Raw genomic sequence first — 22,989 nt, 5'->3', positions numbered from 1 at the left:
ATTTCGTCTTGCTGCGGCTAAGTGCAACTTACTTTCGCGGTGGCATGAACCGAGTTCGCACGTAGTCGATCATCATCCACTGCGCGACGACCAGAGCGACGGGAATGGTGAAGACCATGAACTGAGTGAATTTCGGATTGCCCGCCCATTCCGGCCCGCTTTGAGCAAGGGCCGACAAGACCGCCATCACCAATGCACCGTTGATGAAAAGCATTAGTGATGTGATCGACGCTGAAACAGCGGCGGACAAGCAGCCAGCCGCTACGGTGCTCTTTTCGTCTGCACTTGCACGCATAAACTTGCCGTCACCTACAGTTTCGAGACGAGGGGCAAGACTTGACTGAAGACAACCACGGCGATCAGTCCCGTCAACGACAGGACGCCAAGCAACGGAGTCCAGCTTCGCAGCGATTCGCTTTCGGTCAATCCGCCCATCTTCGTGAACACCCAAAAACCGCTATCGTTCATCCAGCTTCCCATCAATGAACCGGTGCCAACGGCCGCGGCAACATAGACCATGTTGAAGTCGGGTTTCGCATCGCCAATGATCGCTGACATCATTCCCGCGCCAATAATCATGGCCACGGTGCTGCTTCCTTGAGCGATCTTCAGGACGGCTGCGATGGCCCAGGAGAGGACCAATAGCATGATGCCCGAGCCGCCTTGGCCTGAAAAGAAATCACGAATGAAGGTGCTGATGTCCGTGTCTTGCAACATTCCGCCGAACGCCCCGCCGGCTGCAGTGATCAGGATAATCACGCCGCCACTCATTAACGATTCTTCGACGTCTTCACCGAGGCTTCGCCACGAAAGAGCCCTCGACATCTTGAGCGTCAACATCGCGCAAATCGCGGCAAGCATCAACGCAAAGTTGGCGTTGCTCCAAAGTGAGAGTCGGTCCGACAGGGTTCGTTTGCTCGATGTCCATTCATGTTTAGCAATAAGATCCGGGTGAGCATCTTCAAGTAACGAGCGGTTCATCCGTCGTCGATCGACGGGTTTCATTCGAAGTTGGTTCGCCGAAAGTTTCGACTTTGAAAGCTTCGATAACGGCACTCCTAAAAACGCCTTTTCGTCGTAAATGTTGTTGCCCAGCAACGCAACATTCAGCAGTTCGATGGCTTCGTCGCGGCGTCCCTCGTCGGCGAGTGCCTCGTACAGCCGTGATCGTTCATCGGCTGTCAGGCGGTCGCTTGCCACGAGGCGTCCCAGCGGTGAGGCTGGTGGTGCTGATTCAATTGCACTGGCAAGTGCATCGAAGTCTTCGATGTCGCTAGCGACGATCTGAGCGCGGTCCTCTCGGTCTGCAAGCGTTGTCGCGAGCGTGCCGGCACCGATTAGAACCACCGGAATAAGGACTGGCAGTAACGAAACCCAAAGTGACGGCAATTGGTCTTCGAGTAGGGCTTTGTGTTTGTTTTCACCGGCTCCGAGCGGTCGCATCACCACCGGCATCTTACGGTCGATCACGATCGAGAAGACGAGGCCCACGATGGCGGCGGGGACCGCGACCATCGTGCCCACCAGCATCATCATGCCGATATCCACCCCAAGAATCGCAGCTACTAGCAATGGTCCGGGGGTCGGGGGAACGAGCGTGTGCGTGATCGCACCGCCAGTTGCGATCGCCATCAGATAGCGAAGGTAGTGCTTGTTCGTTCGACGGTACAAACTGCGTGCAAGTGGGACCAGCAAGTAAAACACGGTGTCAAAGAAAACCGGAATCGCCAGCACGAAGCCACTGAACATCAATCCCAGCGACGCTTTCTTTTCCCCGGTGACGTTCACCGCGGATCGCACGATACGGTCCGCTGCGCCACTGTCGAGCATGCACTTGCCAATGATCGCGGCCATCGCAATCACAATTCCGATCCCACCAGCCGAACTGCCAAAGGCGCTAACCACCGCGTTCATGCGTGTCCCGGCATCTTCGTCGTTCACCCAGCCAACGCCAAGGCTCACGATTAAAGCTGAAATAATCAACGCCAAGAAAGCGTTCAGCTTTAGGCCGATGATCATTCCCAGGACTGAAACAATGCCGACGACCAACAACACGACGGGAGTGATCGACATTCCCGATGACGCGGCAGCAATCGAATCAGACGCGTCCTGGCCTAACGATGTGTTATGCACGAACAAGAAAGCGGCAGCGAAAAAGAACAGCAGGCGAATGACGAGCGATAAACGCATCCAGGGCTCCAAGCGACGAGGCGAACAAAAATGCCGAGAGCCAAGAGTCTAGTTGATCTGCGCAGCGCTAACGACTGCGGACATAGGAATCTCACCGTAGACGTGCGGAAATAGTTCGCCGCCTCTTGATTCTTCCCACTTCAACGCATCGCCTAAGCGTTCGCCATCGACGGCAACCCTTATCAAGTCCGTTTGGTTAGCAAAATGAAGCTGCAAAGTTGACGCGTATTGATCAGCCGAAGACAGGTGAATGAACCCATCGGTAAGGTCAATGCCGCAGCCGCGAAACGCACCCTGCTTCTTCGCGGTTTCCCATTCTGTGCGGGGCAAAATCTTGTAGATGAAAGCTGGGTTCATGACAGTTCGAAGGTACGGAAAACGTAGGATGGGGATGCGAGAGAATTGGTAGCGGCGACTGGTCGCTACGAGTTCATCGCAAAGAGTTGATCGCGAAAACTTATTCTCGATCAAGCGAAATTGCCTCGGCATAGGCAAGTTCGCCACTTCGCCCATCGTAATATTGGAAGATGACTTGGGGATGGGGATAGGCAACAAGTCGCTTGCCGCCGAGTTTCTGTGGCATGTTGAAGACGTTGTTGACCTGGACGACGCAAAAATGTGGGTACAGGCGTTCAAGTCGAGGCAAGTCGGCAAGCACATAGCTGCTCCAGCGGATGTCGACCTCGCGAGGGCCAAACTTCCATTTCCCTGTCGCCGGGCGATCGCTTTCGTCAAGCTCGGGGACATGGTTGACGCTGTTGTGCGGTCCGCAGCAGAACTCCCAAATGTTGTCGGTGACCTTCACAGCGAAACTGTTGTGCAGGTCACCCGTCATGACAAAGACTTTCTTGCCCATTTGTGACCATGCGTCGATCAGTTTTTCCCGCTCGTCATAAAAGCCGGTCCAGGCCTCTTCCTTATTTGCCGCGTCGGCTTCAAACCCGCCGGCACCGCTGTGCGGGATCATGAAGGGGACCGATGAAATCACGAAGAAGAAGTCTGCGTCGCTGGCTTTCATGCTGCGCAGCAACCAATCACGCTGAGGCTTCCCTAGCATAGAAACGCCGGCTTTGGCTCGATCGCGGACGTCATGCATATCACGATCGCCTCGCGTATCGATGATAAAGAATTCGCAGTTCGCGACGCGATAACTGCCGTAACTACGACGACCAATAGAGTATGCCACGTTGTCGTCGTTGGACTTCGCTGGCATGTGCAATCGAATGTGATGAGCGTCTAGGACTTCGGCAATGTCGTAAACATACGAGTTGGCGTTGCCATCGTTGTTATCGAAGTTCATGTCGTTGAGGCCTGCCGCGGGCGTGCCCCAGTGGACGTGAAGATTAAGCATTTGATCCAGCGGAAGCTTTGTGAAGTCGGTTTGGGTGTCTTCTAAGACATCGCTACCCGCGACCATTTTGGCTTTGCCGAAATGGACAGGTTGATCGTGCGTCATCGGATTCGCCCAACCCAGGTAGTCAAACCAAGCTTGGGTTCCAATGTCGCGAAAAACCGTTCGGCGATGCCTCTTGCCGGCTTCACCCGCGCCCCAAATATCGTTCACCAGTTCATGGTCATCGAAGGTGAACAAGCTAGGGACGTGCCGATGCCATCGCGATAAAGCCTCGCCGCGATCGAGGTATAGCTTGTAGTTTTCCCACACCCCAACAATCGTGGGCGCGGTTTCGACGATGGTTGGTAGCTTTTCGATTCCCTGGACCAATCGCCAAGCCTCGGCCGGATAATCGCGAAGTTCTTCGTACAGCCAATCACCGTTCATGATGTGGAAATTGACCTTATCAGCCCAATTTTCGTTGAGGTGTTCGTAGGTCGTTGCTCGATGCCCGCCCCCGTGCAGGGGATTCTGGTTGGCACAGGAACCGATCTGAAAACGGAAGTTGAAAAGGCCATCGGGATTGAGAGTCGGATGCACCGATTCGCTTTGACTGGGAAGCGTACGAAAAGATCCAGGCAATCCATGGGGCCGATCGTTGACCTGAATTTGGTAGTAGTACTTCGTATCAGCGACTAGTCCCGACAGGGTCAACGAACCCGTGTTATCGTGCTCAATGGAAGTCCGTGCGGGGTCGCTGAGCCGGTTCAGGCGATTGGGGGCGGTACCGTACTGGACGAAAAATTCGCCCGGATCGGATGTTCGAGCCCAAATTCGAACGCTTTGATCGGTAGCCAAACCAAGCATTGGACCATGGGTGAGCCGGATGGGATCTCGCATCGGCGGTTGGCAAATCGCGGTCGAGCAGGTCAGCAAAGCGAACAGAACAGCGAAGGTTGTTTTTTGGGCGGGCAACATGCGGCCGGGGGTTTGGGGAGTTGGGCAAGGCCGTGCGAGTTTAACAGATCCCAACCCCCGCTTATCGGTGTGCAATTGTTCCTGGGAGCCGTAACCGGGGTTCTTGGGAAGTTGCCTGCAAATTAAGCTGTGACCTCTCTGCGGGGGAACTTTTCGGCACTCTAGCCGTCCAAAGGTCCACGCGCGGGTGCGGAATGTGCCGATCTTGATGCCCCTCTGTTGAGGGTGTTTTTGAGTGAGGTGCGAGGAAGTCGCCGGTATTGCCGGTACGATCGGCAGTGCTGGTCGCCAACGAACCACTCTGTGAAGGAACCCTAGTGTCAATCGTTTGCGGGAATTTGGCCCCTAACTATACTCGGCGACTGTGTTTCACCGGCCCGGGCTGCGCGCTCGGCTTTTGGAACGCGACTCCTCACCCATCGTCCTTATCCCCTTCGTTCGACTAATCAGCGGTCGGATTGAAGATCACTTACACAACCCTTCGCATGGAAAAATTCACGTCGGTTGACTTCCTGGTTTACCGGTCAGCGTTTTCCCCAGCATCCCAACTAAGGTTCGGTCTATGACCTCGCGTAAGCGAAATAATACCTCGGTATCAAACGACGCCGTCTCACAGGACGCCCTGGTTTCAAAACAGAGCATTCCCCCACAGACGCGCCGAACCGAGCGAGAGCGACGTGCTCAACGAAGCGTGAACAAACGCCGTCATTTGCTAGAGACGCTGGAGTCGCGTCAACTTCTTGCGGGGCCCCAGTTGATCGGGATCCAGCCCAACGAAGGTGACCTGATTGTCAATAACTCGGTTCGTGACGTAGCTCCTCGCGCGTTGACGTTCCGGTTTGACCAAGACCAGCAAATTGATGAAGCAACTCTTGGTGGGATTCGGATCACGCGCGCCGGCGACGATGGGTTGCTCGATACCGCAGACGACATCCGGATCGAACCGGGGTTGGTCTCCCTTGGTGATAATGTCACGAACGAAGTTGTGGTCCGTTTTGCGGAACCGCTGCAAAACGATTTGTACAAGGCTGAAGTCTTCGGTTTTGATGATGACGGTTTGGGTGTGACGGGACTTCGCAATCTTGATGGCGAATTCTTCCAGCCAAGCGTCGATGGCAAACGAATCGAAACAACGAAGTTCGAACTGCGTTTGGGAGCGCAGATTGAATCGGTTGTGCCCCAGCCTGTTATTCGAAACGAAGACGGGTCGCTAACTCAAAATCGCAATGAGATCGTCGTTTACTTCAACGAGGATCCGCTGTTTGTCGAGGACGAGGCTGCCGGTGGTGTGATCAGTATTGGTGGTCAGCAAATTACGATCGCTGCTGACTTCGTTGGCCGCTCGTTTGACGATGTTCAAGTGATCTTTACGGCGGCAGGAACCGCTGGCAACGCTACCGCAGCGTTCGACGAAGATGCGCGAACGTTGACGGTTACCTATCCGGTCGGCACGTCGTTCGCCGGAATCGCGTCGGCAATCAGTAACATTGATGATTTCGAAGCGACCGTGACCGGTGGCAGTGCAAGTGCAGTCTTCGTGGCACCTACCGATCCAAATGTTCGGTTTGAGATCACTGGTACCCCGAGCTTGCGTTCGGCTGAAAATCCACGCTTCTATCAATTGTTGCTCACGCAAGATACGGTTCGAACGACCGACGATGCGTTGTACTTTCCCGATAAGGTTGTGTACGACCCAGCCACGTTCACGGCGCGATTGTTCTTCGCCGATGATTTGAATGAACTTGGCACTGATGCCGACGGATTTGCTGGCGTTTCGGCTGCGGGCGGTACGTTCCGATTGCGGATCGGCACGGCGGTCGACGAACGAGTCGACTTGATCCTTCCACCAACGGACGTGGCGGTCAATCCAGTAGCGACGACTGATTTCGGCTACGAAGGGTTGAAGGTGTTCTTCATCGACCGAGGCGTGGGTGAATCCGCTTCGGGTCGTACGGTCAGTTTTGTCGACACCGGCGCCGCGGGACTTTCGGTCTCGTTGGACGCTTCGAACAATGTGGTCTTTAACTTCGGTGGTGATTCGCCGACGGTTAACGACTTGCAGGATATTGTCACTGCGACTCCAGCGGTCCGTGCAGTCATTCGAGTGCGTTGGGAATATGTCGGTCCAGGAATGGGCGGTGACTTGGTCGTGCGCGACAACGTCGTCGGTGCTGCTCCGTTGACGCTCTTTGCGGTAGGCGATTCGCTAAGTACCGCGCTTGACGTAGGTGCATTCCGTGAATCCGGCGGCATTCAAAGTCTGGTGTTTAGCGAAACGATTTCCGCGCTGCCGGTTCGCACCGACGTTGACTTGTATCGTTTCGAAGTTTCGCTTGACGACCGTGACCGTGTGGGCACGCTGACGGCGGAAACGTTTGCCGAACGACTCGATGACGCCAGTTTGCTCGACACGACGTTGACGTTGTTCCAAGAGGTCTCGGCATCAGGGACTTCTAACTTCGGTCGAGGAGTTCCTCTTGCGGTTCGCTTTGACGCGATCGCACCAGGCCAAGCGGGCAACAACGCACGAATCGACTTTGTGTTGACCAATCGCAGTAGCGGTGACAACGAAATTCGGATCCGTCAAGTATTTGATACTCAGGGCAACATCGTTCCCAACGTGATTCAGGTTGATCTGCCACGTGCGAGCGCTAGCGCATCGGTCACGGCAGGTGATCTTGTATCAGCGATCAACAGCAGTCCAATCGCGTCAACTATTTTCCGAGCTAGCATCTCAGCAGGACAGGCTTCCGACAGCATCTTGGAAACCGAACTGTCGCAACGTTCGGTGACTTTGTCCGGTGGTGGCGTCAGCCAACTCGCTCGCAACGATGATTACTTCAGCGAAGATTCCCGTCTGATCGCCAACTTGGCAAATGGCGTTTACTACGTTGGTATCACGGCGTCAGGCAACAATACGTATGACCCGTCCATCAGCGGAACTGGATTTGGCGGCGAATCGACTGGTGAATACGAACTGCATTTGAAGTTCGAGCCTCGAGTCGACGAAGCAAACGCGATTCGCGATTTGGATGACCCGCGAACCGGCGTTCCGGGCACGATCATTGACGGCGATGGCGATGGATCCGCTGGCGGGGTTCATGATTTCTGGTTCCAGACCCGTGCGCTCGACCGAGTCATGGAGTTCACTCAATCGGGGCAAGCGGTCACTCCTGGTCAAACGCTTCAAATCATCAGCGCCAGCGGCATATCGCGGACTTATGAATTCGTTCCGACTGGTGGCACGGCTATTCCTGGGAACATTGCTGTTGCCTACAACCCCGGTACCTCCGGCATCGCAACTCCGGCGGGATCATTGGCTCAATCGCTGCGAAATGCGATTCAGTCTCAACGCACCCAGACCGGCGTTTCCGCTTCGGTGGACGGTACGTCGCTGATGTTCTCGGGTGAACAGCGATTGGTGTTCTCGAACAACTTCCGAGCCGGTGCTGCACTGGGACGCACGATCTTTGTCGATAAGACAGCGTCGCCTAATGCAGACGGATCGTTAGAGTTGCCTTTCAATAACATCAGCAATTCTGCTGTCGCCAATGCCTTTAGCGCGGCCCTTCCTGGTGACATTGTCCGCATCGTGGGCAACGGCGGAGCCGACTTTGATATTACGACTGAAGACGACAACTTCAGCTACCAGATTGGTGTTTCAAATGTCGGCGGATCCACGCTCGAGGACGGCCGCCAAATGGAAGTGCCAGAAGGCGTGACGACGATGATCGACGCCGGTGCTGTGTTCAAGCTCCGTAACGCTCGGATCGGTGTTGGCAGTAGCACGGTTCAAACTAGTCGAAGCGGCGGAGCCTTGCAGGTTCTCGGTACGCCTCGCTTGGTACAGTTGTCGGCACAAGGCGATGTGGTTGACACGACGCTCTTGGGTGACGAAGACACCACGGGACTTGGTTACGAAGATGGAAGCGTCATCTTCACGAGTCTTCGCGATCGGAACGCCGATACACCGGCAGCCGGGAACGGTGCGCAGGCGGCGCCCGGAGATTGGGGCGGTATCGTGTTCCGCCGCGACCTCGATAGTGCCCAAGGTTTGTCGGACCTTGAAGACCAAGGGATCTTTTTGCAGTTGGTTAATCACGCGGAAATTCGCTACGGCGGAAGCAGCAATATCGTGATTGATTCGAACCAAGTGCAGATCAACCCGATCACGATCGATGGACTGCGGCCAACGATCTCGTACAGCGAAATTTACTTCTCGCAAGACGCTGCACTATCGGCGACTCCGGATAGTTTCAAAGAAGAAAGTTATCAATCGCCCGTCTTCCAGCGTGCCGGTGAGTTTACAGCCGATTACGATCGCGTCGGGCCGAATATCTATCGCAACTTGTTGCTCGACAACAGCATCAACGGCATGTTCATCCGTAGTGGCTCTGATGCTGAAGGTAATCCACGCACCCTGACCGTGGCGGGACGTTTTGACGATACCGATGTCGTTCACTACCTGGCCAGCAATCTTATTGTTGAAGGCACGCCCGGTGGCCCCATTGCCGATGGTGTGCGTCCATCGCTCGAGAATGTGTCAGCTCGACAAATCGGTGGCGGAGCCCTGGATGCTTCCACGTCGGCCGGCAATCCGAACTACGAATATCGAATGACTTTTGTGGATTCCAATGGCTTTGAGTCGTTGGCCACCAGCAATGCCGAAACATTCCAGTTCGAGATCATGGACAACAATTCGTCGCTTGAATTGTTTGGCTTGCCAGTTGTTGATTCCAACAGTGACTACCTATCACGCCGGCTATACCGTGCCGAAATACGTGATGCTTCGGGTAACCTCGTACCAGCGGGTAGTCGTCAATATGTCTTGGTCGCTGAGCTTGATGGCTCCACAACGACGTACTTGGATGACGGCGAGCAACTTTCCGGCGTATTGGATTTGACTCGCTCCGGTGTGCGTGGTCGTTTGGACGGCTCGCTTGTGATGGACCCGAACTTGGTCGTCAAGTTGCGAGGCTCACGTATTGAGATCGGTCCGGATGCTCAGCTTTTGGCTGAGGGTGTTCAACGCAATCCAATTATTTTGACTAGCTCACTGGATGACCGATTTGGTGCCGGTGGTACGTTCGATACTAACTTCGACAACGGCACCGCGGCCGGGGCTGCCGTACCAGATCGCGGTGACTGGGCGGGTATTTATGCGGCGCCGGGTGCAAATGTATCGCTGGACTACACCACGATCGCATTTGGTGGTGGATTGAGCTTGCTTGAAGGCAGTTCAACAGTTGGAATAGCTCCGCTCGAATTGCACAACGCAACCGCGCGTGTCACAAATTCGCGATTCGAGTTTAACGATTCCGGTCAAGGTGGCTCCGCTGATCCGACTTTAGGTGGATTGGAAGTCAACGCGCCTTCGATCATCTTTGTTCGCGATAGCCAGCCGATCGTCGTGGGCAATGAGTTCGTCGACAACCGTGGTTCGTTGATCAACATCAACAACGGGTCGTTGACCGCAGATTCCAATACTGACTTTGGTCGTCAGACCGGCAGCAGCGATCAGATCATCGGACTCAACGATAATCGCGGGCCTTTGATTCGGCGCAATGCGTACGATGTGGTTCCGGCTGATGATCCTGATGATCGTCAGGTCAGTGCCATCGAGATTGTCGGTGGTGGCGTGCTGACTCAGTCGCTTGTCTTTGACGATACCGACATCGTTCACGTTGTTAGCGAGTCGTTAGTTGTGGGTAACCAGTCCACTGGTGGCGGCTTGCGTTTGATCAGTCGTGGCGATGAAAGTTTGGTCGTGAAATTGACTGGATCAGGTAACGCGAACAGCCCGACTGACGGTACGGGTATCACGGCGACCGGTTCAGTTAGTAGCGACCCTAATCGCATCGGCGGTAGCGTTCAGATCATTGGTCGTCCCGGTGCACCCGTTGTATTGACTAGTATCGCCGACGATACCGTCGGTGCCGGTCGAAGCATCAATGGCGAACAGTTCACGGATACCAACGGTGACTCTTTTGGATCGCGACCAACGCCCAATGATTGGCGAAGTGTTTTGATCGACCAGTACAGCAACGACCGAAATGTCGACGTTGTGCTTGAACAAGAATTGCCAACGGCAATTGCCCCCGGCGCGAATGCTGAATTTGGAAAGGCGGAAGTGCTCGGCGAGTTGGCCCCAAATCAGTTCTCCAGTGACGACGTCCGCCGTCTTGGCTTCGAAGTTGAAGGTTTTCTGTCGAGTCCCACCGATGTTGATACTTACACATTCAAGGGAACGCCGGGAACTGAGGTTTGGATTGACGTCGATGGAACCTCATTCTCGCTCGATACCGTTATTGAAGTCTTGGATGCTAACGGCAATTTGCTGGCCCGAAGTGATAACTCCGCTGCCGAAGTGGCTGGCATCTCGGAAATTGCGATCTTCGATAGTTCCGTCGCTGGGATCGTAACACCCCTTGCTACAGGTGTGTTTGCGACGGCTACAGATGTAGGTTCGACAAATCCGTTAGACGCTGGGATTCACTTGCGTTTGCCCGGTGTCGTGACCGCAGGTGCACCCGCTTCGACTTACGGTTTCCGTATTCGCAGTGCATCGACTGATCCTAACGATTCCACTGGCGGTTTGACGTTTGGTGCGTACAAAGTTCAAGTCCGATTGCAACAGGAGCAAGAGTCGCCCGGTAGTGTGGTTCGCTATTCGGACATTCGCTACGCAAATAACGGAGTCCATGTTCGAGGATTGCCCGGCTCATCGCCGCTGTTGGGTGAAGCTCAAGAAAACGAATCGGTAGTGGCACCCACCATTCCCGATGACCCATTGTCATTCGAAACGGCTGAGGTCATCTCGGATACGTTGACTCAAAACGGGGCCTTCTACGCAAGTAACGATCAGATTGAACCACAGGGTTATTTCACTGATTCAGAGCAACCTTTTGCCCGTCCACAAAATCTTGGCAACCTAGCGTATAACAAGAACAACGTGATTAGCGTTGGTGGTTCTTTGCAGAACGATTTCTTCGGGGGCGCGTTCAATGACGCCAACGATATTGACTTCTATCAGGTCGATATCAATCCGAACGATTTTGGGTTGACGCAATTCCCTTCGGCAATCTTTGATATCGACTATGCCGATGGATACGCCAATCGACCTGACACCCGTTTGAGCATTTTCTATGATCCAGATGGCGAAGGTAATCCACAGCCCGCTCACTTGGTTTACATCGGTAGCGCGTCAAACGTGGCCGAAGATCAGCCTAGTCCTGGTGCTAGTAACGGCCTGATTGAACAGTTGTCGCGAGGTTCAATGACGACGAATGATCCTTTGATCGGTCCTGTCGCTGTACGAGAAGGCACCTACTACATCGCCGTAACAAGTGAGGGCGTTCTTCCCACTGAGTTGACTGAAGAGATTTTGCTGCGAGTAGAGCCGATCGATTCTCTCGCACGCATTGTTGAGGACCGAGTTGATAACAGTGTTCCTTTGACTGATGTTCAGATCCCTGAGTTGTTCCCAAATGCGGCCATTGCAGCAAGTCAATTTTCTGTCTCCGGACTGCAGGCAAATGAACGAGGTCATGGTGATCCGCGGCTGTTTGCCGAACCAGGGGCATTGATTCCAGAATTTGGCCTTCCGGGTGGGGATATTCCTAGCACGCTTGCTGGTGCACTGGATGTGCGGTCGCTTCCTTTCTCGTTGAGTTACGACGTCAATATTGGTACCCAGGCTGTCACTCAGTTTGGACAAACCGCCGTTCGCCAGAACAGCTCGAACGTGATTCCGCACGTTTCTATCCAAGGATCGCTGAGCTCGCTGTTGGATACAGCGGACGTTTACACCTTCGATATTACTGCGCCAAATACTCGTGTAGTCTTCGATATCGACGATGGATTTGATCCATCGATCGGGCCATACGATACCGACGTCGATACGGTGTTTCAGGGCAACATACTGCCAAGTGTTGATTTGTCGTTTGGGCTTATCAACCTGACGACCAATGTGATCACTACCATCACTGATTCAGCTCCCCAGGACGGCGCGTTCGGTAGCAATTCGGCGAGTGCGAGCGATCCGACATTCGGTGCACTGAGCCCAGATTCCCCCGACCCGTTCTTTGATCAATTGTTCAATCCCGGGCAGTATGCAGTGGTGGTCTACCCTGCTGGTTCGACGCTTGCACTTGATGACACCACTGGTGAGGTAGTCATCACGCCAAACGACGTCGCGGATGACGATGGATATTCGTTCGGCGATTACGAGTTGCACGTATCGATCACTGATGGTGATACTTCGCTGACGGGTCTCGTTAACGATTCGTTGTATTACAACCCCGCTACAGCAACAGCCGATGGCAACTTGGCCAGTAACCTGTTTGATCTTTCAAACTACTCTGCTGCCGACCTGCCAAACTTTTACTTCAACTATCAGTACTCCCCTGGAGCCGGAGACGCGGTCACTTACACGATTACGAGTTACTCCGATGCAACTCGCGCTACTGAAGTCAATCAAGTGGTTAGCAGCAGTGAGTTTGTTGGTGACGGTCAGTGGCGACAAGCTGTTGTTGATCTAGGTGGTTTTGCAGGCGAAGAGTTCATCGAAGTCTCGTTCCAGTACACCCGCGCTGGTGGAACGGGGCAAGGCTTGTTCTTGGACGACTTTATCATCGGTTTCGCCGAACGTGGCGAAGAAGTATTTAATGCCGACCCTGGCGATCACAGTTTCACAGGTGCTGGTACTGGCACCGGTGGGAAGTACCAATTGGAAGTTCGTCGCGGAACAGAATATGCGACTAACGTAGGTGGTACCAAATCGCTATTGCGCTCGTTCGATACGAATGCTCGTCATGACGAAGCAATCACAATATTGGCTCCATCAGGCCAGCAAGTGGCTGACGCTGCTGCTGGGCTTACCGATGGTTTGATTTTCGAAGTTAGCGATCAAACAGTAACTCAGAAGTTTCAATTTGTAGTTGATGGAGTTGGTGGAACACAGTTCGACGCAATTCCGGTTCGTATTTCTGCAACGGACACGTCCGCTCAGGTCGGCAACCGCATTCGAGCCGCGATCGGCTTGGCGGGACTCTTGGATGTCGAGGCGGCACCGAGCAGCGGAAACTCCTTGACCGGGTCGAGTGACAACCGCATTAACTTGTTCGGCGCGACTGGCGGTAGCTTTGCAGTGCTCAATCAGTTCAGCGACGATCCGGGAACCGGTGTTCCGCTCGCGACGAGCGGTGGTCAGGTCACATTGTCAGCAGTCGTGTTCCGCGGCACGGGTGATGAAAATTACTTGCGAACACAGGGCCAGGTAATCATTGAGCAGAACCGAGTCAGCGACGCTCGCGCAATCGGTATTTGGAATGAGGCCGGTGATCGCGATACCGATACGGAAGATCTTCGAATCGTCGGTGAGAATTTGATTGTGCCACAGGAGCCATTCTTTGGTTCAGTCGCAGAGCCGTACCTGCCCGACTACCGAGACGATTACTTCGGCAGCTTCTTCGGTGGATACAATCCATATTTGAACCTTCCTGAAGTTGGTAATCCCGCTCAGGGCGCGGTCCGTAACTTGCCAGAGGACAATGATTTTGTGCTCGGAGGTTTGGCGCCTGGAATCGTGATCCGTAACAACGTGGTGGATCAAGCTGGTTTTACTGGCGTGAAGGTTGACGGCGATCCGCGACCGATTGTGATCTCGTCCATTTTTGAAGGGATTGATGGCCTTCCAATTCCAGACGGATACACCTTTGCTATTGATGCTGGTGGCACACGTGTGGTGTTCGAGTTCGAGGATGTCGCTGACGTTGACTTGCCTTCGGGTGGTAGTGCCGGCGCGGCTGGGAACGGCTATCACGATGGGCACGTTCCTATTTTCTATCGTCACCCCGATGGAATGTCCCCGGCTGCCTATTACAACTCGACCGATGTTCCTACGGGCGATGACCCCCGTAATCAACCGTACAGCAGCATTGAGCTGATGACGGCAATCCACACGGCAATCCAAGGTAGTATCCTTGTCACCAATGGGTTGGTCGAATTGGTAGACACCGCGATTGGTCCGGATCCTTTCCAACGCAATCGAGCTTTGGAAGTTGAAGGTTATCTCGTTGATCGAGGCGGTGCCGGGACCGCGTTCGCGCAAGCCAATGCTGCGACTTTCCCCAATGCAGCGGTTTACGTTTACGGAGCATCGGCGATCTACGATAGTGGTCGCTTTCTCCGCCCAGCGACGGTTTCAACGCCGGGTGGATATGGCGGCTTGAATTTCTCGTTAGCTCCAATCTCAGATGCCGTTCAACCGGTTACGCAGATCGTCAATAACACGATTTATGGTTCGGATGGTGTTGAGGCTCAGTTTGCCGAAGCTGCCAACCGTGAAGGCGATGATTTGCTCGCCGGAGCGATCGACACCAAGATCGGGCGTTCACATACCGGGCCATACGTCGACACCGCAGATTTGGCGGCCGTGTCAAACGGCGTTGCAAATAGCGACGTAGACTTCTTCAAAGTCGAGTTGGTGGTTGGTGACAGGTTGATCGTCGACATCGACACCCCTAACAGTAATGTCGATTCGGTCTTGCAGTTGTTCAATGCCGACGGAGAACGCATCTTCATTGGTATTGATGATGACGGAAATCCAACCACGTTTGTTGAAGACGGGACAGCACCGGATCACCTTGAACCATTGTCGACGCCGTTTAGTGTCACTACGAATGCGGGTGGCCAAGCAGGCGGAAACGTTAGCGATTTCGTTGACGCAAACGATGCGGACCCATTCCTTGACTACACAGCACTAGAAACGGGGACTTATTACGTTGCGGTTTCGCAAAGCGGCAATCTGGACTTCAACCCGATCGAAATCGCGGGACGCACAGGCGGAAGTGACACTGCCGGCGACGGTGAGTACACGATTGGAATTCAGACCTACGCGCCGCGTTCGTTCGTAATGAGTTTGGACAATGGGTTCGAACTTAATGGTGCTGCAGCGGGACCGATCACCGACGGTGGAACCAAGGCGGCAGCCCTGATCGGGACCACGTTCACAGTGACCCAGATTCCGGATTTCCCCAATGGTGTTCCTGCTCAACCGGCGAACGCCGTACAAACCGTTGGCAACCAGATCACCTTTGAATTCACTGATTTGGCCGCTAACACGTTGATTTTGCCAAATGGTAACGTCAACGTTCCGCTGCTTGTTGACGGTACTAATGGCTATCGTGTGCCAAGCATCATGCGGGCAATCCAAGAAGCGGTTCGTGGTTTGCAAGATCCCATTGACGATATCGATATTCCGACGATCCCCAATCATGAGGATGGCAACGGACCGTTTGGAAGATCAGGGCCTATCAAACGCGCTACGGCAACTGCACTTGGAGGAATTTCTGGTGACAACTCCGGGATCATCAATTTGCAAGATCGCGGCGGTATGCCTCACTATACCAGCGGATTTCTAACAGACTTTGGCAATGGATTCGGTCACGATCGACACGAGGATCTGCCGGATCGTGAAGGTAACGTTATTCCGCAAGGAACACTCACCGATGGTGATGGCACCACGGAGCTCTATGTCTTGTGGGAGAACATCGCTGAGATTCACTTGAGTCAGGAAGCGATCAATGCCGGCTTAAAGCTAACACCTAACGAGCAAGATCCTCTCTATCCACTGATTCAGAACACCCCGCCGATTCCAGAGCTTGGATTTGCTCGTGATGCTGACCAATTGTTGATCGAGAATGGAATCTTAGCCACGACGGGTGCCAGCCCGACGATCATGAACAATGTCGTCGTTAACGCTCACCAAAGTATCGTTGCCGAAGAAACCAGTTACTACGGATTTGGTAAACGAGTCGTCAACACATTCGATGCGAATATCAAACCTTCGGAAGTGATCCTGGTAGGCAACGCGTATCAATATGACGAGCCGCGTAACACGCTTATCCGCTATGACGTTTCGTTCAACATTGAAATTGAAAATCCGTTCGACGTGGTTGACATTAGCACGTCGACCGACGATGTCACTGGCTCGACCAACATCGTCAGCGAAGCAAGTGACTTTAATTACCTGATTAACAACGATGACGTGTTGCTACGTAACCCTGCTGGCAATGATTTCCGCCCTGATATTGGGTCGATTATCATCGATGCTGGTATCAGTGAATTGATTAGCCGCGATTCGCTCAATTCGGCATTGCAATCAGTCGGGATCCGTTCAAGCAATGTTACGGCACCGGCTCGCGACGTCGATGGAGTACTTCGCGCTGACGAACCTAACGTTGCACCGCCCGGCGGTCTGGGACCGAATCCGTTCGTGGATCGTGGTGCGGTTGAATTGGCTGACTTCCTCGGCCCAGTAGCGACGTTTGATTCGCCGAAGGACAACGATGCCTCAGGTATCGACCGCGACCCAGCGGTTAGCTTCTTGGCGTTTGATGATGGCACATTCGCTGAATTCCGTATTCAGTTGCAGGATCTAGGCGATGCATCGGATCCATTTATCGGCAGCGGTATCGACGATACTACGGTTTCCGTGCCAGCGATTGATGGGCTTCGAAAGCGTGGCGCAAACGTGTTGCTATTCGAAGACGGTCGCCTGCTTGAAGAAGGAATTAACTACACCTTCAGTTACGACGAAACTCGTAACGTTATCACCCTGCGTCCGCTGGCTGGTATCTGGAGCAACGAAAGTGCCTACCACATCGAGTTGAACAACCAAGATCGTTCGGTTGTCTTGGTGCCAGAGTCAAGCCAAGTTAGCGATGGCGATCGAGTCGAAATCACCGACCTGAACGGCGGCACGTTTGTCTTCGAATTCGAAGCCGGTTACTCGCTGTTCGTGCCTGAGCCGATCACGCTGGTTGTTCCTCAAGTGGGGACTAATTCCGGTGGAGTTCGCGACGGGGACCTCTTCACGATCTACGATGGTGTTAACCCGCCGATCGTGTTTGAACTCAATAATGATGGCACAACGTTGCCAGGCACCATTCCCGTCTTGCTAACCACGCAACCGACTCCTGCTGATGCGGACGCATTGGAAACGTACCTCGCTCAGATTGCAGCGAACGTAGCCGCGGCGATTCAATCGCAGGTCGAGGCTGGAAATCTAGATGCCGACGTACGCGTGATCGACAACACGGTTGTGGTCGGCACCGAGCCGGGCGCAACAGCGGTGACATCGTCTGGTGGGTTGCAGCAATTGTCGCGTACGCTTGCTTTGAATTTGCCGGCCGTCGACATCGGTACCGTTGGCGGAATTGCTGACGGCGACACGTTCACCATCAGCAATGGTGAAGTGACCACGACCTTCGAATTCAATTACGCGGGAACGCTATCGAACGGAAGCAACGTCGAGATCCCGTTGACGGTCGGTGACACGCCTGCCCAAGCAGCAATCACGATTCGCGATACTGTGGCTCAGGCTCCTTTAGGCCTAACGCCTATGTTGTTTGCTTCGTCGCCAACGTCGGTGTTCCTGAACCTTCCTGAGGATGGAACCGCAGTCGTCAATCAAGGGCAACTGCAGGTCGTTGGACTCAGTCGCACACCGAACGATGGTGATACGCTTCGTGTGACACCAAACGACGGTGGACCCGAGTACGTTCTTGAACTCAATCGTACGGATGAACGAAATGCGAATGGTGACATCGAGCCTGATGAGCCACTTGAGCCGAACGTTGCCGTTGATTTGACTCGTGCTACTACCGCTACTGAACTTGCCGGTCGTATCGCTAATGCACTGCAAGGGCTGCCACCGGTCGGCGGACTTGTGCTAAGCGAGATTCGACCAATCCCAGGCGGCGGATTGTCGATCGGGGGCGAGGAAGGACTTGTTCTAGGAACAGCCGGAACGTCGATCGAAGTTCTTGGCGAACCATCGGTGACAGGATCAACCACCATCGAGGTGTTTGGACCGTTGTTGTTGACCTTGCCGTTGGTGGGAGAAACAGGAATCGCAACCGGTTCGGTGCTCGTTCTGCAAGATCAGCTCGGCCAAGACGTAGTGTTCGAGTTCCGAAATGATTCACAGCCCATCGCGACAAACGTTCCCGGTGCGATCCCTGTGAACTATCCAGCGTTCACCAATTCGGATGTTGTCCGCGACGCCCTTCGTGATGCCATCAATGCAGCAACGATTGGTATTGTTGCGGTCGACGCAGGACCGGGCCGCTTATCGCTTGGCCGAATCACTGACCAACGCGTCAGTTTGGCCGGTGGCACGTTCGGCGGTGTAGTCGCACCAGGGTTGCCGAACGCTTCTCTGCGTCGCGGTATCGTGACTGACGGTGAAGTGTTAACGATCGCACAAGGCACGATCTCGGTTAACTATGAATTCCAAGCTGCCAATGGTGGCGGAAGTGTCACACCGGGTAACATTCCCGTGAACTTCACGGCCGGAAGTACGGTGGCGGACATCGCAGTCGCTTTGGCTGCTGCGATCAATAACAACAAGAATGGGTTGTCAGTCAACGCCGTGGCGTCGGTTGATGATACCGGTGCCTTTACCGGTCAAGTGGAATTGAATGACCGTCCGGGAACGATCGTTACCGTCGCTGGTAACGGTAACTTGTTCATTCAAGGGGTGCCTGGTGGAGCGACACCAATTCGAATCTCACCATCGTTCAGTGCGACCGAAATCAAGGAAGCTTTGATCAATGCGATCGCAAGTCTTGACCAATCCGATCGACCTGCGAGTGAACGAATCACGGCGACCGATCGCGGTGGGTCATCGTTCTTCGTCACCGGTGCGACTTCGTTTAGCGGACCAGTGGAAAGCTACAGCCTTCCGGCGATTGCCGACTTGGCGGGCAATCCACTTCGGGCCAACCGAAGTGACAATACGACAGCGTTTACTTTGTTGCTTCCAACCGTTGGACTCGACTTCGGGGACTTGCCGGACCCGGTCGCCGGTGTCAACGGTCGCTACCCAACGCGACTTGCATCCGACGGTGCTCGCCACGTGGTCACCAATGATTTGAAATTGGGTCAGTACATCGACGTCAACGGTGACGGTGTATCCACCCCAGGCGCCGACGGCGATGACTTGAGTATCACGATCTCGAGCGTGGGTACGTTGTTCACCACACGTCTTGATGGAAGTGCGGCTGAGATCATCATTAACTCGGGTACCGTTGACCCGCGTCTTCGTGACGGTGATTTGATCACGATCAATACGGGCGTTTCGGAAGCGACGCTGGAATTTGACATTAACGGTCGCTTTGACGAAGACAATTTTGCGATTAGTCCTGCTGATCCAACATCGTCAGCGTCGATTGCAGCGGCAATCGTCGCAGCCATCGCGGAAAGTCCACTGGACCCCGCGAGAGTGAGTTCCACCAGTTCAACGGTTCGTGTAGATAGCGACGACGAAGATGGTGTCATATTCACAAGCACTACGAATCCCGATGGGATTCTTAACGCAGGTGTGGCGATGCCAATCGAGGTTGGCGTAACCGGTGCCGGAGTCTTGGAAGCATGGATCGACTTCAATGCGGATGGTGACTTCGACGATCCAGGTGAGCAGATCATTCCTGTTTCATCGGACCCCGCGCTTGCGGATCGTCGTAGTGAGTTGTGCCCAGTCAACTTGGCTGATGCACCATCGAACATCTTCTCGGACACGGGCAGTGTTTCCACTCGAAGCTTCTGCATCGTGGTACCACCGACGACAGCTGCACCGACGCAACCAGTCAATACTTACGCACGGTTCCGTGTCTCTCGCGAAGGGAACTTGAGCCCGACTGGCTTGGCACTTAGCGGAGAAGTGGAAGACTACCAAATCCGGTTGTTGCCAGGACTTCCGCCGACGTTGACCAATGCTCAAGCCAATCGCACGTTCACGACTCAAGAAGATCGTCAACTTCAAGCATTGGACGACACGGGTAATGCGACGACTTCGCCCAATGACAATGGCTTGCTAGCTGGAATTGTTGATTCGGACGGCGACAACGTCGAAATATTCGCTGAGGATACTGGCGAGCGAACGATTCTGACGGCGGCTGGTAATCCGGCTGGTGTGTTGGATCTATCCAGCGATGGACGCTTCACGTTCTTGCCAGAGGCTGACTTCAATGGGACGGTCACCTTTGCTGCTCGCGTCACCGACAAGAAACCGCTTGATCCATCGTCTGAATTGGTCAGCTCACGACCCGTTTCGGTCACTATCAACGTGACCCCAGTGAACGATCCGCCAATTGCGTTGGTGAACGACGTCATTGTCACTCGAACGATCAACGAAGACGAGATTCAGTACTTCGACATCGAAGACGGTGCGATCATCATCGACGGTCAGCCTGCGGACGGATTGATTGGCGACAAGTATGCCGCCGGTCCCGTCAACGAAGGCACCCAGCCGCTTGTGATTCGTTCGGTCACTAGCTCTCGCGGTACGAACCAATCGAGTTTGGGTGGGATCGTGAATATTCTCGATGGCGGCACACGCATCGAGTACATTCCACCGGCCGATTACAACGGAGCTGTTCCAGACACGTTCAACTATGTCGTCGCTGATATTCCAGCCGAAGGTGTGTTGGGCGAAGAAGCTGCGAAGTTGGGAACGGTTACGATTTCGATCAACCCGGTTAACGACGCTCCACGTCCTCGGGACGATAGCTTCCAAGGCCAAGAAGACGTTGTGTTGCTGATTCCTATCAACGGAACAGCGGCGGCACCTGGTATTCTAGACAACGACACTGCGGGACCTTTGGACGAAACACAGCCGCCAAACAACCAAACGATCTCGTTGGTAACGAATCAGTTCCCGATCACAACCAATCAAGGTGGAACGGTAACGATTCAGAATGGTCAGCTTCGCTATCAGCCTCCTGGCCTGTTCAGCGGCATTGATACGTTCGAATACCAGATCTCGGATAGTCTTGGCGAAGTGGGATCGGCCACCGTTTCGGTAAACCTGAGCGGTGTGAACAACAACCCTCGCTTTATCGGCATCAACGGTAACGCCAACGTCAACTCGATTACTCGTGATGAAAGTAAGAACCAAGCCGAACGTGATGATTTCAATCTAAGCACTTGGTTCAGTGATCCCGAGGGCGATGCGCTGACCTACAGCGTGGTATCGGACAATCCTTCGGTAGCCCAGGTGTCGTTGAACGATAGCTCGCTTCGATTGACATATCCTCCGTTTGCGTTTGGGCAAGCTTCGTTGACCGTGGTGGCAACCGATCCAAGTGGTGCTTCGGCTACCGTGGTCATTCCGGTTACCGTCACCAACACTCCGGATCCACCAGAGCTGATCAGTACGCTCAACCCGTTAACCGGATCCGAGGCTCTCGGTGAGGCTGCTGGTTTGGTGACTGCCGACCTTGGTGGTGTGTTCCGAGATCGCGACAACGAACCGTTGACGTACTCGGTGCTGGAACTCGATGGGGTTGTTAATCCTTCTGCGGCGGCCATTGCTGCTCATCCATTGGTCGATTCCATCACCTTTGATGGCAACCAATTGAGAATTGTGCTCAAGCCAAATCAGTCGGGAACGGCTCAGATCAGCATTGCGGCATCGGATGGATCATCGCAGGTTAGTGATTCGTTCCAATTGGTGATCACGCCAACGCCGGACGCACCGATCGCAAGAAACGACTCGTACTTTGTGCCAGTCGGTTCGAGCCTTCAGATCATCAACCCGGCAAGCGGATTGTTGAGGAATGACTCAGACGCTGACAACGATGCGATTCGAGTCGACCTTTCCACCGTGGCTGGCGGCGCGGTCCCTGGATTGGTTGAGATCAACGAAGACGGAACGTTCACGTATCAGAACGACACGGGTACGGTGGGCGAATCGTTCACCTTCACCTACCGATTGCTTGACGCGACCGGGACCCCTAGCAATACCGCGACGGTCACGTTCACGTTGAATCAATCGCGTTACCAGAACCCGATTGCGGACATGACCCAAGACGTCAATGCCGATGGAAAGATTTCGGCGATTGACGCGTTGCGGATCATCAACTTCCTCAATCGACGCTTGGTCAATGGTGGAACTAACTTCGTTCCGACCTCTGAAATCGGTGCACCGCCACCAGACTTCTATGACGTTGACGGTAACGGACGCGTCACTTCGCTTGACGCTCTTCGAGTGGTCAACCGATTGGCGGAGATCAATAACCGAGTTTTGAATCCGAGTGCCGAAGGTGAATTTGTCGCCTCAAGCATCACGGACTCGCCACTTGCAACGCTTGCTGCGACCTCGGTCACTTCTAGCTACGCATCCGCTGGTGTGGTTGGATTGCCAAGCCGGCAAGTTGAGCAAACTGAGGAGTCAGTTTCGCTTAGCGTCGACAATGTTCGCGACAGTTTGATGGCAAATGGATTTGAGATTTCATCAGCGACAAACGAAATCGCTGTCGAATCGTTCGAGGCGGACGAGCCAGCACCATCAAGCACCGAAGGTGTAGATGAGGCACTCACAAGCCTTTTCGATGACTTGGACGTTTCCGCAGCTATGCTCGGTGACGACTAATCTTTTGACAACTCAGCCAAGACGATCGGGTATGCTCGATCGTCTTGCC

At 54.1% G+C, this 22,989-nt stretch carries 5 protein-coding genes; 1 reads left to right on the top strand and 4 read right to left on the bottom strand.

Translation table 11 applies throughout. The features are described from left to right. Positions 1-28 precede the first annotated feature (28 nt). The 4 genes from Pla22_RS20265 to Pla22_RS20250 form a co-directional block, all read right to left on the bottom strand. Positions 29-295 (bottom strand): hypothetical protein, encoded by a 267-nt coding sequence (locus Pla22_RS20265; RefSeq protein WP_146516655.1) that lies wholly within the window; start codon positions 293-295, stop codon positions 29-31. 14 nt (positions 296-309) lie between these two features. Next, a complete protein-coding gene (locus tag Pla22_RS20260; RefSeq protein ID WP_146516654.1) occupies positions 310-2,190 on the bottom strand; it encodes a GntP family permease in 1,881 nt (626 codons plus the stop codon). A 48-nt stretch (positions 2,191-2,238) separates the two neighbouring features. Beyond that, positions 2,239-2,547 (bottom strand): DUF952 domain-containing protein, encoded by a 309-nt coding sequence (locus Pla22_RS20255; RefSeq protein WP_146516653.1) that lies wholly within the window; start codon positions 2,545-2,547, stop codon positions 2,239-2,241. Between the two features lie 100 nt (positions 2,548-2,647). Then, entirely contained in the window at positions 2,648-4,501 is a 1,854-nt protein-coding gene (locus tag Pla22_RS20250) for an alkaline phosphatase D family protein (protein WP_146516652.1), read from the bottom strand. A gap of 562 nt (positions 4,502-5,063) precedes the next feature. Between Pla22_RS20250 and Pla22_RS20245 the strand changes: the two genes are divergently transcribed. Then, positions 5,064-22,940, top strand: coding sequence for a tandem-95 repeat protein (locus Pla22_RS20245; RefSeq protein ID WP_165440770.1), 17,877 nt, complete (start codon positions 5,064-5,066; stop codon positions 22,938-22,940). Positions 22,941-22,989: the final 49 nt, after the last annotated feature.

Source organism: Rubripirellula amarantea (assembly GCF_007859865.1).
GTDB lineage: Bacteria > Planctomycetota > Planctomycetia > Pirellulales > Pirellulaceae > Rubripirellula > Rubripirellula amarantea.
The sequence above is the reverse complement of the archived record's forward strand: the minus strand, read 5'-3'. Positions and strand labels throughout refer to the sequence as shown.

Bases quoted from the DNA above. Each gene is read 5' to 3' on its own strand.
- Pla22_RS20265 (WP_146516655.1), bottom strand. From the start codon at position 295: ATGCGTGCAAGTGCAGACGAAAAGAGCACCGTAGCGGCTGGCTGCTTG.
- Pla22_RS20260 (WP_146516654.1), bottom strand. From the start codon at position 2,190: ATGCGTTTATCGCTCGTCATTCGCCTGCTGTTCTTTTTCGCTGCCGCT.
- Pla22_RS20255 (WP_146516653.1), bottom strand. From the start codon at position 2,547: ATGAACCCAGCTTTCATCTACAAGATTTTGCCCCGCACAGAATGGGAA.
- Pla22_RS20250 (WP_146516652.1), bottom strand. From the start codon at position 4,501: ATGTTGCCCGCCCAAAAAACAACCTTCGCTGTTCTGTTCGCTTTGCTG.
- Pla22_RS20245 (WP_165440770.1), top strand. From the start codon at position 5,064: ATGACCTCGCGTAAGCGAAATAATACCTCGGTATCAAACGACGCCGTC.